The 14,558-nt window shown below is 56.3% G+C and carries 15 protein-coding genes; 13 read left to right on the top strand and 2 right to left on the bottom strand.

The window, feature by feature from the left end:
* The first annotated feature begins 40 nt into the window (after nucleotides 1–40).
* Entirely contained in the window at nucleotides 41–523 is a 483-nt protein-coding gene (locus ADJ24_RS21730; RefSeq protein WP_023311788.1) for a GNAT family N-acetyltransferase, read from the top strand.
* Here the strand turns inward: ADJ24_RS21730 and ptrR are convergent.
* Nucleotides 477–1,355 (bottom strand): putrescine utilization regulator PtrR, encoded by an 879-nt coding sequence (ptrR, locus tag ADJ24_RS21725; protein WP_023311789.1) that lies wholly within the window; start codon nucleotides 1,353–1,355, stop codon nucleotides 477–479. The two genes, ADJ24_RS21730 and ptrR, sit on opposite strands and share 47 nt — an antisense overlap.
* Nucleotides 1,356–1,453: 98 nt before the next feature.
* Here ptrR and sad point away from each other — a divergent pair, with 98 nt between their 5' ends.
* The 9 genes from sad to ADJ24_RS21680 all read left to right on the top strand — a co-directional run bounded on the left by sad (nucleotide 1,454) and on the right by ADJ24_RS21680 (nucleotide 11,832).
* A complete protein-coding gene (sad, locus tag ADJ24_RS21720; protein ID WP_023311790.1) occupies nucleotides 1,454–2,842 on the top strand; it encodes a succinate-semialdehyde dehydrogenase in 1,389 nt (462 codons plus the stop codon).
* Nucleotides 2,843–2,964: 122 nt separating this feature from the next.
* Nucleotides 2,965–4,554 (top strand): methyl-accepting chemotaxis protein, encoded by a 1,590-nt coding sequence (locus ADJ24_RS21715; RefSeq protein WP_032668436.1) that lies wholly within the window; start codon nucleotides 2,965–2,967, stop codon nucleotides 4,552–4,554.
* Between the two features lie 62 nt (nucleotides 4,555–4,616).
* Nucleotides 4,617–5,543, top strand: coding sequence for a glutaminase B (glsB, locus tag ADJ24_RS21710; protein WP_023311792.1), 927 nt, complete (start codon nucleotides 4,617–4,619; stop codon nucleotides 5,541–5,543).
* Complete coding sequence (locus tag ADJ24_RS21705) at nucleotides 5,543–5,899, top strand: DUF4186 domain-containing protein (protein WP_023311793.1); 357 nt, start codon at nucleotides 5,543–5,545, stop codon at nucleotides 5,897–5,899. Before glsB ends, ADJ24_RS21705 begins: the two co-directional genes overlap by 1 nt.
* A gap of 113 nt (nucleotides 5,900–6,012) precedes the next feature.
* Nucleotides 6,013–7,452: a sensor domain-containing diguanylate cyclase gene (locus ADJ24_RS21700; RefSeq protein WP_023311794.1), complete on the top strand. Its 1,440-nt coding sequence runs from the start codon at nucleotides 6,013–6,015 to the stop codon at nucleotides 7,450–7,452.
* Nucleotides 7,453–7,571: 119 nt separating this feature from the next.
* Nucleotides 7,572–8,537, top strand: coding sequence for a sensor domain-containing diguanylate cyclase (locus ADJ24_RS21695; RefSeq protein WP_023311795.1), 966 nt, complete (start codon nucleotides 7,572–7,574; stop codon nucleotides 8,535–8,537).
* A gap of 82 nt (nucleotides 8,538–8,619) precedes the next feature.
* Nucleotides 8,620–9,147, top strand: a complete 528-nt coding sequence (locus ADJ24_RS21690; protein ID WP_023311796.1) for a GNAT family N-acetyltransferase — start codon at nucleotides 8,620–8,622, stop codon at nucleotides 9,145–9,147.
* A gap of 118 nt (nucleotides 9,148–9,265) precedes the next feature.
* Nucleotides 9,266–10,717, top strand: a complete 1,452-nt coding sequence (locus ADJ24_RS21685) for a tagaturonate reductase (protein ID WP_023311797.1) — start codon at nucleotides 9,266–9,268, stop codon at nucleotides 10,715–10,717.
* A 200-nt stretch (nucleotides 10,718–10,917) separates the two neighbouring features.
* Nucleotides 10,918–11,832 carry a bestrophin family protein gene (locus ADJ24_RS21680; RefSeq protein ID WP_023311798.1) on the top strand — a complete coding sequence of 305 codons (915 nt, stop codon included), beginning with the start codon at nucleotides 10,918–10,920 and terminating at the stop codon, nucleotides 11,830–11,832.
* On the opposite strand, the gene ADJ24_RS21675 is transcribed toward ADJ24_RS21680, so the two are convergent.
* On the bottom strand, nucleotides 11,820–12,368 hold the full coding sequence (locus ADJ24_RS21675; RefSeq protein ID WP_023311799.1) for a GNAT family N-acetyltransferase: 549 nt from the start codon (nucleotides 12,366–12,368) through the stop codon (nucleotides 11,820–11,822). The two genes, ADJ24_RS21680 and ADJ24_RS21675, sit on opposite strands and share 13 nt — an antisense overlap.
* A gap of 117 nt (nucleotides 12,369–12,485) precedes the next feature.
* Between ADJ24_RS21675 and ADJ24_RS21670 the strand changes: the two genes are divergently transcribed.
* The 3 genes from ADJ24_RS21670 to ADJ24_RS21660 all read left to right on the top strand — a co-directional run bounded on the left by ADJ24_RS21670 (nucleotide 12,486) and on the right by ADJ24_RS21660 (nucleotide 14,550).
* Nucleotides 12,486–12,956, top strand: coding sequence for a GNAT family N-acetyltransferase (locus tag ADJ24_RS21670; RefSeq protein WP_023311800.1), 471 nt, complete (start codon nucleotides 12,486–12,488; stop codon nucleotides 12,954–12,956).
* A gap of 12 nt (nucleotides 12,957–12,968) precedes the next feature.
* Nucleotides 12,969–13,409, top strand: coding sequence for a GNAT family N-acetyltransferase (locus tag ADJ24_RS21665; protein ID WP_023311801.1), 441 nt, complete (start codon nucleotides 12,969–12,971; stop codon nucleotides 13,407–13,409).
* A gap of 145 nt (nucleotides 13,410–13,554) precedes the next feature.
* The gene (locus tag ADJ24_RS21660) at nucleotides 13,555–14,550 is read left to right on the top strand and encodes an alpha/beta fold hydrolase (RefSeq protein WP_023311802.1); all 996 of its coding nucleotides are present in this window, start codon (nucleotides 13,555–13,557) and stop codon (nucleotides 14,548–14,550) included.
* Nucleotides 14,551–14,558: the final 8 nt, after the last annotated feature.

Genomic DNA, 14,558 nt, shown 5'->3' with positions numbered 1-14,558 from the left:
ATGTTGAAATTTAGCCTCATAAAAAAGCAAGGAGCCTGCCATGTATTCCATTACCTCTGAATCTGCACGTCACCCGGACATTCTTAGCCTGATCGCGGCGCTTGACCGCTATCAGAGCGAACTCTATCCCGCTGAAAGTAATCATCTGCTCGATCTGGCTGCGCTGCCGGAAGCCTCGCTGATCCTGATGATCATTCGCGACCAGCAGCTTCAGGCCGTTGGCTGTGGCGCTATCGTGCTCAACGGCGACGGTACGGGCGAGATGAAGCGGGTCTATATTGACCCGGCCCATCGCGGGCAGCATCTGGGTGAAACGCTGCTGGCCGCCCTGGAAGATGAGGCCCTGAGCCGTCATTGCCACACGGTAAGGCTGGAGACGGGCATCAAACAGCGCGCCGCGGTTCGACTGTACGAGCAGTGCGGGTACGATTTGCGTCCGGCGTTTGCCCCGTACGCTGACGATCCGCTCAGCCTGTTTATGGAGAAGGCGCTGGTTGAAGACGTTCGTTTAGCAGCGCTATAAAGGCTTCCAGCTGGCGGGTCATCGCCCCGCGCCGCCACACCAGCCAGGTAGTGAGCCAGCGCCAGTTTTCCGCCAGCGGCCAGGCTTCAACCTGATGATGTCCCGGCATACTCTCCAGCATCGAGCGCGGCATCAGCGCGATACCCGCGCCCGCAATGACGCAGGCGAGCATGCCGTGATAGGACTCCATCTCATGAATGCGGCCGGGCGTGGCTCTGTCCGCATGAAACCAGCTTTCCAGATGTCGACGGTACGAGCAGTTTGCGCGAAAGGCGTAAACGTCGCTGCCGCTGACCTGCGTGGCGCGGGCGACCTCCGCGTGACCGGCAGGCGTGACCAGCATCATCTCTTCCCGGTAGACCGGCATGCCCTCCAGCTCCGGGTGCGACAGCGGCCCGTCGACAAAGGCGGCGCTGAGGGTTCCCTCCAGTACGCCATCAATCATCGTCCCGGATGGCCCGGTCGAAAGGGCAAACTGAATGCGCGGATAGCGCTGGTTAAACTGTGCCAGCGTTTCCGGAATGCGCACGGCGGCGGTACTTTCCAGCGCGCCGAGGGTAAATAACCCCTGCGGCTCATCCCCCGCGACAACCATGCGCGCTTCATCCACCAGGGCGAGGATCTGCCTGCTGTAGCGCAGGAAGTTATGCCCGGCCGGGGATAAACGCAAACGCTGGTTCTCACGAATAAACAGCTCAACGCCAAGATCGGCTTCCAGCTGGCGGATGCGGGTCGTCAGGTTGGACGGCACGCGATGCACCTTCTGCGCCGCCTGGGTGATGCTGCCCGTCAGCGCGACGGCGTTAAACATTTCAAGCTGGGTTAAGTCCATAGCATTCTCGTTTCGTGAATAAGGTGGTTAGTATTATTCATTTTTAAGAAATAGCAGACTGAGCCACAATCAATCAACCGAAATGCGTGGAGAACATCATGAAATATTCATCTGCTACACATGCCCTGTCCGTTAACCCGGCAACGGGGGAAACCCTCGGTGCCTTCGCATGGGCGACGTCGGAAGAGGTTGAACGCGCGATTTATCAGTCAGACGCGGGGTATCGCCAGTGGCGACGCGAAAGCGTGTCCCATCGGGCGCAGAAGCTGCGGGATCTCGGCGCCGCGCTGCGAAAACGCGCGGAAGAGATGGCGCAGACCATCTCCCGTGAAATGGGCAAACCCATCCTGCAGGCGCGGGCGGAAATGGCAAAATCCGCCGGTCTGTGCGACTGGTATGCCGAGCATGGCCCGGCGATGCTGCGTGCGGAACCCACGCAGGTGGAAAACCAGAACGCGGTTATTGAATACCGTCCGCTGGGGCCGATTCTCGCGGTAATGCCCTGGAACTTCCCGCTCTGGCAGGTGCTGCGCGGCGCGGTGCCGATCCTGCTGGCAGGTAACAGCTATCTGCTTAAGCATGCGCCAAACGTGCTCGGCTCTGCGGATCTTATTGGGCAGATCTTTGCGGATGCCGGTGTCCCTGAAGGCGTATTCGGCTGGGTGAACGCCACCAATGACGGCGTAAGCCAGGCGATTAACGATCGCCGTATTGCGGCGGTGACCGTCACCGGCAGCGTGCGTGCCGGTGCGGCCATTGGCGCGCAGGCAGGAGCCGCGCTGAAAAAATGCGTTCTTGAGCTGGGCGGTTCCGACCCGTTTATCGTTCTCAACGATGCCGACCTGGATCTTGCCGTGAAGGCGGCGGTGGCGGGTCGCTATCAGAATACCGGACAGGTATGCGCGGCGGCCAAACGCTTCATTGTGGAAGAAGGGATTGCGGATACCTTTACTCGCCGCTTCGTTGACGCCGTCGCCGCGTTAAAGATGGGCGCACCGGAAGAAGAAGAGAACTACCTGGGTCCGATGGCGCGTTTTGACCTGCGCGATGAGCTGCATCAGCAGGTGCAGGCCACCCTGGCCGAAGGGGCAACGCTGCTGCTGGGCGGAGAGAAAATCAGCGGAGAGGGCAATTACTACGCGCCAACCGTGCTGACCAACGTCACCCCGTCGATGACGGCGTTCCGCCAGGAACTGTTTGGTCCGGTCGCGGCCGTTACGGTAGCAACAGACGCGGAGCACGCCCTTACGCTTGCCAACGACAGCGACTTTGGCCTGTCCGCTACCGTCTTCACCGCTGACGCAGCGCTGGCGGATAAATTCTCCCGCGAACTGGAGTGCGGCGGGGTGTTTATCAACGGCTTTAGCGCCAGCGACGCGCGCGTGGCCTTCGGCGGCGTGAAGAAAAGCGGCTTTGGCCGCGAGCTTTCCCACTTTGGTTTGCACGAGTTCTGCAACGTGCAGACTGTGTGGAAGGATCGCGTGTAATTTATCGCCCGCCTGTGATTTCGGCCCTCATCACGAGGGCCGTTGTCATTTATCTGCAATGGTTCTGTCATTTTCATTTCGTAGACTCGCACGCGTCTAACGGCTTGTTAATGAAGATAATTATGAACCTAACGCAAATTTTTCGCCGTATTGCGCAGCGTCTCACCCCTCGTCACTTTGGCCTGCTGACGGGTATCTTTTGCATTATTGGCCTTTTCTCCGCGCTGCAGCTCTCCTCCTCATTCCTGCTTAACGCTTCCCTGAACGACGCCCAGCGCAACGAGCAGCAAAACCTTCTCGCCTGGCAGCAGCAGAGCAAGCTGGATCTGGCCCGTGTTTCCCTGCTGGCGGCAAGCGACCTGCTTAACCGGTCCGGCGTCTGGTTTATGCAGGATAAAGAGACCGGCTCCGACGGAAGCTGGCACAGCCTGATGGATGATGCGCAAAAGGCGCTGGCGGTTTCTCAGCAGGCGTGGAAGGCCTGGCTGGCGCTGAATCCGCCGAAAGATGACGCCCTGGTGAACAGCTATCAGCTTTTTTACGGCGCGATCAACGAGCAGGCTGAAGGTTTGATTAAGACCAACACCATCGACGCGTTTTTTGCCGTACCGGCTCAGGCGTTTCAGTCTGATTTTAACGACAACTATGCGCGCTATCAGCAGGCAAGCGAGAAGCAGGCCATGCAGGGGCGTCAGAGCTTAATGGCGCAGCTCTCCGGCCTGCAAACGTTGTTCCTGTTTGCGCCGGTGCTGTTGCTTGCCATCGCGGCTGTCGTCTGGTTCGGCATGTCCAGATGGGTGATTACGCCGCTGCGTCGGTTGATAGCGCATATTAACCGGCTGGCGGCAGGGGATCTCTCCGGCACCCCGCCGAACGTCATGCGCTTTAACCGGGAGATAGGTCAGCTTAGCGACAGCATTGCGACTATGCAGCACGGTCTGCAGCAGCTGGTGACGCAGGTGAGCCATGCCACCGCCACGATGGTGGAGAACATTGACTCCCTTGCGCAGGGTAACCAGAAGCTGTATCAGCAGTCAGCGCGCCAGGCAAAAGAGCTTGAGGATGTGACGGCGCATATTGCGGCGCTGGAAAGCCATGTGGAAGGGAATACCGGCTATGCCAGGCTCGCCAGCTCGCGGGCCGATGAGGCGCGTCAGGCGGCCGTGGGCGGCGACCGAATGATGTCTACCGTGAATGCGTCTATGCAGGCGATCGTCGACCGATCTTCTGAGATGCGCGGGATCGTGGCGATGATCGACAGCGTGGCGTTTCAGACCAACATTCTGGCGCTGAATGCGGCCATCGAGGCGGCCCATGCCGGAAACCAGGGGCGCGGCTTTGCCGTCGTCGCCAGGGAAGTCGGGCTTTTGGCCAGAAAAAGCAGCCACTCGACGCAGACCATTCAGGAGCTGATCAACCGTTCGCTGCAGGGTATTGAAGACGGTTCCCGTGCCGTTAACCTGATGGAAGAGAATCTGCAGCAGGTCACCGGTCTGGTGGGCAATTTAAGCAGTTTGCTTAATGAGATCTCAACCGCCACGCTCAGCCAGGGAGACAGTATTCACCAGATGACGCGCCAGCTTCAGGCGCTGAATCAGGTCTCCCGTCAGACGGACCTGCTGGTCTCAGACGCCTCGGATGCCTCTGAGCGGCTGCAAAAGCAATCCGATCTTTTATTGCAGGCCGTTTCGCGTTTTCGTCTTAGCGCCTGACGCAATACATAAGCCTCTGTTATACTCGCAGCCCGTTTTAGCCTGAGGGCAAGGAGCAAAGTGTGGCTGCGGTCATCCATAATGAGATGTTGGACGAGATTCTGGCGCAGGTTCGTCCGTTAATTGGAAAGGGGAAGGTTGCCGACTATATTCCGGCCCTTGCCTCGGTGAGCGGGAATAAGCTGGGGATTGCTATCTGTACCATCGACGGACAGCGATACCAGGCAGGCGATGCGACTGAGCGTTTCTCCATTCAGTCCATTTCGAAAGTGCTGAGTCTGGTTGCGGCGATGCGCCAGTATGAAGAAGAAGAGATCTGGCAGCGTGTCGGTAAAGATCCTTCCGGCCAGCCTTTTAACTCGCTGCTTCAGCTCGAGATTGAACAGGGTAAACCGCGAAATCCCTTTATCAATGCCGGGGCGCTGGTGGTCTGCGATATGCTGCAAAGCCGCCTCAGCGCACCGCGTCAGCGAATGCTGGAGATTGTTCGCCAGCTCTCTGGCGTTGACGATATTGCCTATGATGCGGTGGTGGCACGCTCGGAGTTTGAACACTCCGCCCGTAACGCGGCTATCGCATGGCTGATGAAATCCTTCGGTAATTTCCACAACGACGTGGCGACCGTGCTGCAAAATTACTTCCATTACTGCGCCCTGAAAATGAGCTGCGTTGAGCTGGCCCAGACGTTCCTGTTCCTTGCACACCAGGGGCACGCGCCGCATCTCGATCAGGAGGTGGTTTCTCCGCTTCAGGCCCGGCAGGTTAACGCGCTGATGGCCACCAGCGGGATGTATCAAAACGCCGGTGAGTTTGCCTGGCGCGTTGGGCTTCCGGCTAAATCAGGCGTTGGCGGCGGGGTCGTAGCGATTGTGCCGCATGAAATGGCAATAGCCGTCTGGAGCCCGGAACTGGATGAAACGGGAAATTCCCTTGCCGGCGTGGCGGTTCTGGAGAAACTGACCCAGCGCCTGGGACGTTCCGTATACTGATGTCCGATCTGGATCCTCTCTTTTCCCGCCTGGCGCGATCGACATTTCGCTCGCGCTTTCGCTTAGGCGATAAGGAAAGACAGTACTGCTGGGACAAAGGCCCCGAAACCATTGATCGGCACGCCGCGGATTTTGTCGAAAAGCGCCTTGCGCCCGCGCATCCCGCCAACGACGGTAAACAGACGCCCATGCGCGGTCACCCGGTATTTATCGCCCAGCATGCCACCGCAACCTGTTGCCGGGGCTGTCTGGCAAAATGGCATAACATTCCACAGGGCGTAACGCTCAGGGCGCAGCAACAAAATTATATCGTCAGCGTCATCCACCACTGGCTGGTGCTGCAGATGAACGCCTAAATTTGACGAGTTATACTCCCGTGGTATTTGTGTTATAGATGCATCCCAAGTTAGTCCCGATCATGCTGACGACCGCAATAATTGCCATAAGCTTTCATATGGAATGATATTTAATGCGTTCTGCTCTTACCGCTTTCAGGCCGTTCCAGGTTGACACGCCGCTGCGAAATGCAGCGACGATCTTCATCCTTACAACCTTATTCTATTTTGTGGGCGCGGAATTACGGCTCGTTGAGGCCCTTTCTCTGTTCTGGCCGCTGAACGGCGTCATGGCAGGGATCTTCGCCCGCTATGTTTACCTGAATCGCCTGCATTACTATGCGGTATGTTATGTCGCGATGCTGTTGTACGACGCGGTAACGACCAACTGGGGTATGGCCTCCGTAGTGATCAACCTGTCAAACATGATCTTTATCGTCGTCGTCGCCGTGCTGGTTCAGCGCGACAAGCGGCTGATGAAGAAAACCCCCGATCCGCTTAACGCATTACGCCTGTTTAACTACTGTCTGATTGCCGCGCTGCTTTGCGCCTTGCTCGGCGCGGTAGGGTCGGTCGGGATTGACAGTCATACCTTCTGGCCGCTGTTTGCCGACTGGTTTAGCGAGCAGTTCTCAACCGGCGTGCTTGTTGTGCCCTGTATGCTCACGTTACGCATGCCCGGGCGTGAGCTCAGGCTACGTCTGGAGCAGCTGCTGCCGGTGATTGCGCTGATCGTCTCGGTGATCGCGTCGGTGGTGATTGGCGGAGCGGGGAGCCTCTCGTTTCCTCTGCCTGCGCTTATCTGGTGTGCGGTTCGTTACTCGTTGCCTGCGACCTGTCTGCTGACGTTTATCACGGGCGCCACTGAAATTATTCTGGTCGCCAACTCGATTATTAATATTGCCGTGGCGACGCCGTTTACGACGCCAATGATGTTTTCAGCCCGGCTGGGGATCGCCACGATGGCGATCTGTCCGGTGATGGTTTCCGTCAGCATGGCGGCGATTAATTCCCTGATCCGCCAGGTTTCACTGAGGGCGGATTATGACTTTTTAACGCACGTCTACTCGCGTTCCGGGCTTTATGAGGCGTTAAAGCATGAAGAGACGCACCGGCATACGCGTTTTCTGACCGTCATGCTGCTGGATATTGATTATTTCAAGAGCATTAATGATAACTACGGCCACGAGTGCGGAGATCGCGTGCTGGCGTCGTTTGCCCGACAGGTTCAGCAGGTCGTCGGTGAAGACGGCATGGTGGCGCGCATGGGCGGGGAAGAGTTCGCCGTGGTGGTCAATTCAGGCGACGCGCAGCATGGTTTTGAACTGGCTGAACGTATCCGATCCACCGTTGCCAGTCATCCTTTTACATGGCGTCACCAGACGCTCTATCTGACGGTCAGCATTGGCCTCGGCAGCGGAAAGGCTGAGTCCTGGCAGCTGACCGAGGTCTTCAACAAGCTCATGGCCGAAGCGGACGATCATCTCTATCGTTCCAAAAAAGCGGGTCGAAACCGTACCAGCGCCCGGGTGGCGGACGAGCAGATTGCCGCGCCCTCCGGGAGTGAAACATAGCTGCGTTAATCGTCATAAGGCATTGACGTGAATAGTAAGCGGCTTAACAGGACGTCAGAACACTGACAATGTCTCTGTTTAAGCTACGCTTTTAGTAACGCTTTACGTCAGGAGACATTATGAAAGCACCTGCAACCCCTGAAAATGAAACAGACAGACTCAACTCGCTACGAGAATCAGGTCTGCTTGAGATCGACAGCTCCCCGGCGTTTGACCGCTTAACGCGTCTGGCAAAACGCTTCTTCCAGGTGCCGCTAGCGATGGTCAATCTCATTGATGAGCATTCGCTGATCGTTAAGTCGGCCGACGGTCAGGCACCCGGAAGCGTTCCGCGTAATATCTCATTTTGCGGGCATACGATCCTCACCGAAGCGCCGCTGGTGGTGGGGGATATGCTTCAGGACGATCGCTTTGCGGATAACCCGCTGGTGGCCGGTGAGCCTCGCGTGCGGTTTTACGCGGGCTTCCCGCTGCGCCTGCGCGACGGCGCAAGCGTTGGCTCGCTATGCCTGATTGATTATGCTCCCCGCGAGTTTTCTGCCGCCGACCTCGCCGTGCTGGGGGATCTTGGCGCGCTGGCAGAGGATGAATTTGCTGCCATCAGCGCGGCGACCACGGATGAATTAACCGGGTTATTCAACCGTCGGGGCTTTAATCAGCTCGTGCGGTTCACGCTTTCCGTTGCCCGACGTCGCGCTGAGCCGCTCACGCTCGGCTGGCTGGATTTGGATCGCTTTAAGGAAATTAACGATCGCTTCGGGCATGAAGAGGGGGATAAGGCGCTGAAAGCGATGGCGCAGCTGATGCGCGCCTCTTTCCGTGAGGCGGATCTGCTGGTGCGTTTTGGCGGGGACGAGTTCGCCGTGCTGTTCGCGGATACGGATGAGCAGGGCGCCTGGATTGCCATGCAGTATCTTGCCGAGCAGGTAGAAAACTATAACGCCCGCAAGCTACATCCCTGGTCTCTCCATTTCTCGTGGGGGCTCAGTGAATTCGATCATAACGGCAACGACCTGCAGCAGTGGTTAAAAGATGCCGATGAAAAGATGTATGCCATGAAACAGCAGCGCCAGCGCGCCCGGTAACATAACAAAAGCGTATGTCCGATCCGTTTGCGTTAAGAAGATGTTAAATGCAGAGTGACGGTATTCAACGTAAGGAAAAACAATGAATACCTCACTGCAAATTAAAAACCTAACCCGAGACGACATTCTCACCCATCTTGATGCGCTGGCCGCGATCCTCGAAAACTGTGTGAGCGGCGGGGCATCCGTCAGCTTTATGCTTCCCTTTAGTCTGGATAAGGCTCGTTCGTTCTGGCGCGGCATCGCTGAAAGCGTAGGGCGCAACGAGCGCCTCGTCCTGGCCAGTATCGACCCGCAGGACGGCGTCATCGGAACGGTGCAGCTGATCGTCGACCAGCCGGAAAACCAGCCGCATCGCGCCGATGTGGCGAAGCTGCTGGTTCACGAGAAAGCGCGCCGGAAAGGTGCCGCGATGGCCTTGATGGAAGCGCTTGAAGCGGAGGCGCGGGCCAGAGATATTTCCGTTCTGGTGCTCGATACCTCCACCGGCAGCGGCGCCGAGACGTTCTACCAGCGCGCCGGCTGGCAAAAGGTGGGGGAGATCCCGCGCTATGCCCTGATGCCGGACGGCGCCATGACGGCCACCTCCGTGTTCTATAAGTTCTTATGATTATTTTGTACAACTACACCGTGGATTGATCAAAACAGGGTTTCTGGTCGTTAAGTTTTGATAAGTTATCGTACCAATCTTATCAGGCTGTATGACTAATCATAAAAGGAACCCTCTTGTGAACACGCTCAACCGTCGTGATTTTCCCGGTGCTCAATACCCGGAACGCATTATTCAGTTTGGTGAAGGCAACTTCCTGCGTGCGTTTGTCGACTGGCAAATTGACCTGCTAAATGAACATACCGATCTTAACGCCGGTGTGGTTATCGTTCGTCCTATTCAGAGCGACTTCCCGCCGTCGCTGAACACTCAGGATGGTCTCTATACCACTATCATTCGCGGCCTGAACGGGCAGGGTGAAGCGGTGAGTGAGAGCCGTCTTATCCGCTCGGTTAACCGGGAGATCGACGTCTACGGCCAGTATGATGCGTTCCTGAAACTGGCGCACAATCCGGATATGCGTTTTGTTTTCTCAAACACCACCGAAGCGGGTATCAGCTACCACGCGGGGGACAGATTCGACGATGCCCCTGCGGTAAGCTACCCGGCGAAGCTGACGCGGCTGCTGTTTGAGCGCTTTAGCCACTTCAACGGTGCAGCGGATAAAGGCTGGATCATCATTCCGTGCGAGTTGATTGACTACAACGGCGCTGCGCTGCATGAACTTGTCCTGCGCTATGCGCGGGAGTGGGCCCTGCCTGCGGCCTTTATTCAGTGGCTAAATGACGCCAACAGCTTCTGCTCTACGCTGGTCGACCGTATCGTGACCGGTTACCCGCGCGACGAAGCGGCCACTATGGAAGCCGAGCTGGGCTATCACGATGGGTTCCTGGACACGGCTGAACATTTCTATCTGTTCGTTATCCAGGGGCCGGCATCCCTTGCACAGGAACTCCGTCTGGATAAGTATCCGTTAAACGTGCTGATTGTCGACGACATCAGGCCCTACAAAGAGCGCAAAGTCGCTATTCTGAACGGCGCACATACGGCGCTGGTGCCGGTGGCATTCCAGGCAGGGATTGATACGGTAGGCGAGGCGATGAATGATGCAGAGATCTGCGCGTTCGTCGAAAAAGCGATTTATCAGGAGATTATTCCTGTCCTCGATCTGCCGCGTGACGAGCTGGAATCTTTCGCCAGCGCGGTAACTGGGCGTTTTCGCAACCCTTACATCAGACACCAGCTGCTCTCCATTGCGCTTAACGGCATGACGAAATACCGCACCCGCATCCTGCCGCAGCTGCTGGCAGGTCAGAAGGCAAGCGGACAACTGCCCGCGCGTCTGACGTTCGCGCTGGCTGCATTGATAGCGTTTTATCGCGGGGAGCGTAACGGGGAGAACTATCCGGTGCAGGATGATGCATTCTGGCTGGAACGTTATCAACAGCTGTGGGCACAGCATCGCGACCAGCAGTTGAGCACCCGTGAGCTGGTGCAATCTGTGCTGAGCCTGAGCGAGCACTGGGAACAGGATCTCACGCAGGTCTCCGGACTTGTCGACCAGGTCACACTGGATCTTGACGCCATTCTCCTGAAGGAAATGCGTGCAGCGGTGAAACCCCTGTGCTAATGACGTCACCCGGCTTCGGCCGGGTTTAATTACATCTTAATTTAGTTACAACATACTATTTGCTCTTTTTTTAAAACCACATGCAGCACCGTGCGGTTATCGCTAAACAGGTCATAAAATTCAATGTTCCGTTAACATGCTTGCAACCGTGAGGGGGATCACGTTTAATAGTCACGCTCTTTTCCTGCTTGAAACTCACTATGATTGTTCGTCCTAAACAGCACTGGCTACAACTGATTTTTGTCTGGCACGGTTCGGTACTGCCTAAGATCTATACCCGATTGCTGCTCAACTTCCTGCTTTCTATCGCCGTTATCCTGATGCTGCCGTGGTATACCTCGCTGGGCATCAAATTTACCGTGGCGCCATTCAGCATTCTCGGCGTGGCGATCGCAATCTTTCTCGGTTTCAGAAACAACGCCTGTTATTCACGCTACGTTGAGGCTCGCCTGCTGTGGGGGCAGCTGATGATAGCGGCACGCTCGCTGTTTCGCGAGGTAAAAAACACCTTGCCTGACGATAAGCATCTGGGGGAATTTGTTCGCCTGCAGATAGCTTTTGCCAACTGTCTGCGTATGACCCTGCGCCGGGAGCTGAACGCCGAACAGCTCTCTCGCTACCTTGCTCCGGATGATTTACGTCAGGTGATGAGCGCCAATTCGCCGGCAAACCGTATTTTACTGATCATGGGGGAGTGGCTGGCCGTGCGGCGACGAAACGGCCAGCTTTCAGACATCCTGTTCCATAGCCTGAACAACCGTCTGAACGATATGTCCATCGTCCTTTCTGGATGCGAGCGTATTGCGACAACGCCGGTACCGTTTGCCTACACGCTGATTCTGCACCGCACGGTGTATCTGTTCTGCATCATGCTGCCGTTCGCGCTGGTTGTAGATCTGCACTACATGACGCCCTTTGTCTCGGCCCTGATTTCCTACACCTTTATCTCGCTGGACACCCTGGCGGAAGAGCTGGAAGACCCGTTCGGCACAGAAGATAACGATCTGCCCCTGGACGCCATCTGCAACATGATGGAACGCGATCTGCTGCAGATGAACGATGAAGAGAACATTCCGGAAAGGCTGATGCCGGATAAGCATTATCAGCTGACCTGACGGGCGTTCCACTCGTCGCGGGTGATTTCCCACAGTTCAGAATCCAGCATGCCGCTGACGTAGGCTTTTTGTTCCGTTCTGATAAGCCGCATGCCGCTACTGTCTGAAATACGCCGGGAGCGGCTATTGGCGGCGGCTTTCGGCGCGCGCAATACGGGTTTGTTTAGGGTATTAAACCAGAAATCCGTCGCGACAATGCTGGCCTCGCGCATGTATCCCTGGCCCTGAAACTCCGGGGCCAACCAGAATCCACGGTTGTTATCTTCGACGTCATACAAACAGATAATACCCATCAACTCATCCGGCACCTCGCGACGGCGGATGCTCCAGAACCAGGCGATCCCTTTTGCCATATCCGGCAGCGCCACGTTGTTGACATAGTTCTCTGCGCCGTTGTCCGGGTAGGGCCAGGGCACAGAAGAGACCATATAGCGGACAATCTCCCAGCGCGGATAAAGCTTTTGTATCTGGGCCGCATCTTCGGCAACCAGAGGCTTTAGCAGTAAGCGTTCTGTCATGAGCGTCGGTATCGTCATCCGCTGATCTCCATATTTAAGCGTTATGCTTTTGTTTGCGTTCTGGTATTTTCATCTTAACGGCACTCTATCCCAGTAAGCTCTTTTCCCATACTACTAAGAATTGCAGAGGTCATCATGGCATTAAGACGGGCAAACCCGCAGGAAGCCGAAATACTCTGGAATATTCGCAATCAGGCGATTCGTCACGGCTGTAAAACCAGCTACGGCGCCGACGTCATTGCGCGCTGGACGCCGGATCTCATGCCAGAACGCTATCGGCAGATGGTCATTGGATACCCTTTTTACGTGGTGGAAGATGAAAAGGGTGATATTGCGGCAACCGGCTATCTGGATCTGGATACCCACTGTCTGGAGGCGATATTCACCTTGCCCGCTGCATCCGGTAAAGGCATGGCGACCCGGATTATCGAGGCGCTAAAAAATGAGGCCCGCAGCAGGGGGATAGCCCGCCTGAGGCTGGATGCAACGCCTAACGCCCAGTCGTTTTATCAGAAACTGGGGTTTGTGACGCTGAGCGAAACCTATCATCACTCGCGTATGGCGGGGGCTGATTTACGCTGTTTCGAAATGGCGATCGATTTGTAATGTGAGGAACACATGGCTGTCACGGTAAGACCTCTATGCGAAGACGATTACTCCCAATGGCGACCGCTTTGGGATGGCTATACCCATTTTTATGATTGCTACCTCGAGGAATCCGTCACCGCATCGACATGGGAAAGGGCGCTCTCAGCGCATTCCCGGATGTTCTGCCGGGTGGTCGAGAAGGACCAAAAGGTCATTGGTTTCGCGATGTGCATTCTGCATGAAGGAACCTGGTCAACGGCCCCCGTCTGCTATCTGGAAGATCTGTTTGTTGATGCCGACGAACGCGGGGCGGGAGCCGGTAAGGCGCTCATTGATGCTCTGATTGAGGAAGGCAAGCGCGAAGGGTGGTCAAAACTGTACTGGGTCACCCGTGAGAACAACCCGGCGCGTAAACTCTATGACAAATACGGTCAAGCTGACGATTACGTCCGCTATCGCCTCTCCCTTTAAGGCGACAACGCCTGTGTTTGTATCACACTGTATCTGCGTCCCGGATACATACACAGGCTTGCAATAAACCCGCTTTCGCACATATCCGCTATACATTGCCGTGTTGTTATATCCCCGTGAATTCTACTCAACCGGAGATACCAACATGTTTAGCAAATTCGCATACTCAACTCTCGCACTGACCGTTTCTCTTGGCACCGTGATGTCCTGTCAGGCTGAAGTCACCGGTACAAACTTCGCGGCAGCCTTTGATCATCCACAGCAAATTAACGCCGGCGATCTGAATGTCGGTTATGTCGACATCGGCCCGAAAAATGGCCAGCCGGTTATTTTACTGCACGGCTGGCCGTACGATATTCACAGCTACGCCGACGTTGCGCCCGCGCTGGCGGCAAAAGGCTATCGGGTGATTGTGCCTTCTCTGCGCGGCTACGGCACCACGCGCTTCCTGTCAGCCAAAACGCCGCGCAACGGCCAGCCTTCAGCCATGGCGAAAGATATTGTGAACCTGATGGATGCCCTGAATATTAAGCAGGCGGTATTTGCAGGATATGACTGGGGCGCTCGTACGGCGGATATCGTTGCGGCGCTGTGGCCAGAGCGCGTTAAGTCACTGGTGTCGGTGAGCGGGTATCTCATCAGCAGCCAGCAGATTGGCAAACAGCCGCTGCCGCCAAAAGCGGAGCAGCAGTGGTGGTATCAGTTCTATTTCGCCACCGCGCGCGGTGCTGAGGGCTATGCCAAAAACACGCGTGACTTCGCGCGCTTAATCTGGTCTCAGGCCTCGCCTGACTGGAAATTTAGCGATGCTGTTTTTAACGCCAGCGCCAAATCCCTCGATAACCCGGATCACGTCGCCGTGACGCTCAGCAACTATCGCTGGCGTTTAGGGCTGGAAAAAGGCGAGCGCAAATACGACAGCTACGAGCAAAAACTCGCTACGCTGCCGAATATAACCGTTCCAACGATTACCATCGAAGGCGGAAACAACGGTGCGCCGCATCCGGCACCTCAGGCCTACGCGGGTAAATTTACCGGTAAATATGAGCACCGCACCTTCGGGGCAAACGTGGGGCACAATCCGCCTCAGGAAGATCCGCAGGATTTCGTCAAGGCCGTCGTTGACGCGGACAAGCTCTGAAATGTGCT

This window comes from Enterobacter sp. 940_PEND (assembly GCF_001059415.1).
GTDB lineage: Bacteria > Pseudomonadota > Gammaproteobacteria > Enterobacterales > Enterobacteriaceae > Enterobacter > Enterobacter cloacae_M.
This window is presented reverse-complemented; position numbering and strand designations above follow the sequence as displayed.

Bases quoted from the DNA above. Each gene is read 5' to 3' on its own strand.
- ADJ24_RS21680 (WP_023311798.1), top strand. From the start codon at position 10,918: ATGATTGTTCGTCCTAAACAGCACTGGCTACAACTGATTTTTGTCTGG.
- ADJ24_RS21690 (WP_023311796.1), top strand. From the start codon at position 8,620: ATGAATACCTCACTGCAAATTAAAAACCTAACCCGAGACGACATTCTC.
- ADJ24_RS21660 (WP_023311802.1), top strand. From the start codon at position 13,555: ATGTTTAGCAAATTCGCATACTCAACTCTCGCACTGACCGTTTCTCTT.
- ptrR (WP_023311789.1), bottom strand. From the start codon at position 1,355: ATGGACTTAACCCAGCTTGAAATGTTTAACGCCGTCGCGCTGACGGGC.
- ADJ24_RS21700 (WP_023311794.1), top strand. From the start codon at position 6,013: ATGCGTTCTGCTCTTACCGCTTTCAGGCCGTTCCAGGTTGACACGCCG.
- ADJ24_RS21670 (WP_023311800.1), top strand. From the start codon at position 12,486: ATGGCATTAAGACGGGCAAACCCGCAGGAAGCCGAAATACTCTGGAAT.
- ADJ24_RS21665 (WP_023311801.1), top strand. From the start codon at position 12,969: ATGGCTGTCACGGTAAGACCTCTATGCGAAGACGATTACTCCCAATGG.
- ADJ24_RS21705 (WP_023311793.1), top strand. From the start codon at position 5,543: ATGTCCGATCTGGATCCTCTCTTTTCCCGCCTGGCGCGATCGACATTT.
- ADJ24_RS21675 (WP_023311799.1), bottom strand. From the start codon at position 12,368: ATGACGATACCGACGCTCATGACAGAACGCTTACTGCTAAAGCCTCTG.
- ADJ24_RS21695 (WP_023311795.1), top strand. From the start codon at position 7,572: ATGAAAGCACCTGCAACCCCTGAAAATGAAACAGACAGACTCAACTCG.
- sad (WP_023311790.1), top strand. From the start codon at position 1,454: ATGAAATATTCATCTGCTACACATGCCCTGTCCGTTAACCCGGCAACG.
- ADJ24_RS21715 (WP_032668436.1), top strand. From the start codon at position 2,965: ATGAACCTAACGCAAATTTTTCGCCGTATTGCGCAGCGTCTCACCCCT.
- ADJ24_RS21730 (WP_023311788.1), top strand. From the start codon at position 41: ATGTATTCCATTACCTCTGAATCTGCACGTCACCCGGACATTCTTAGC.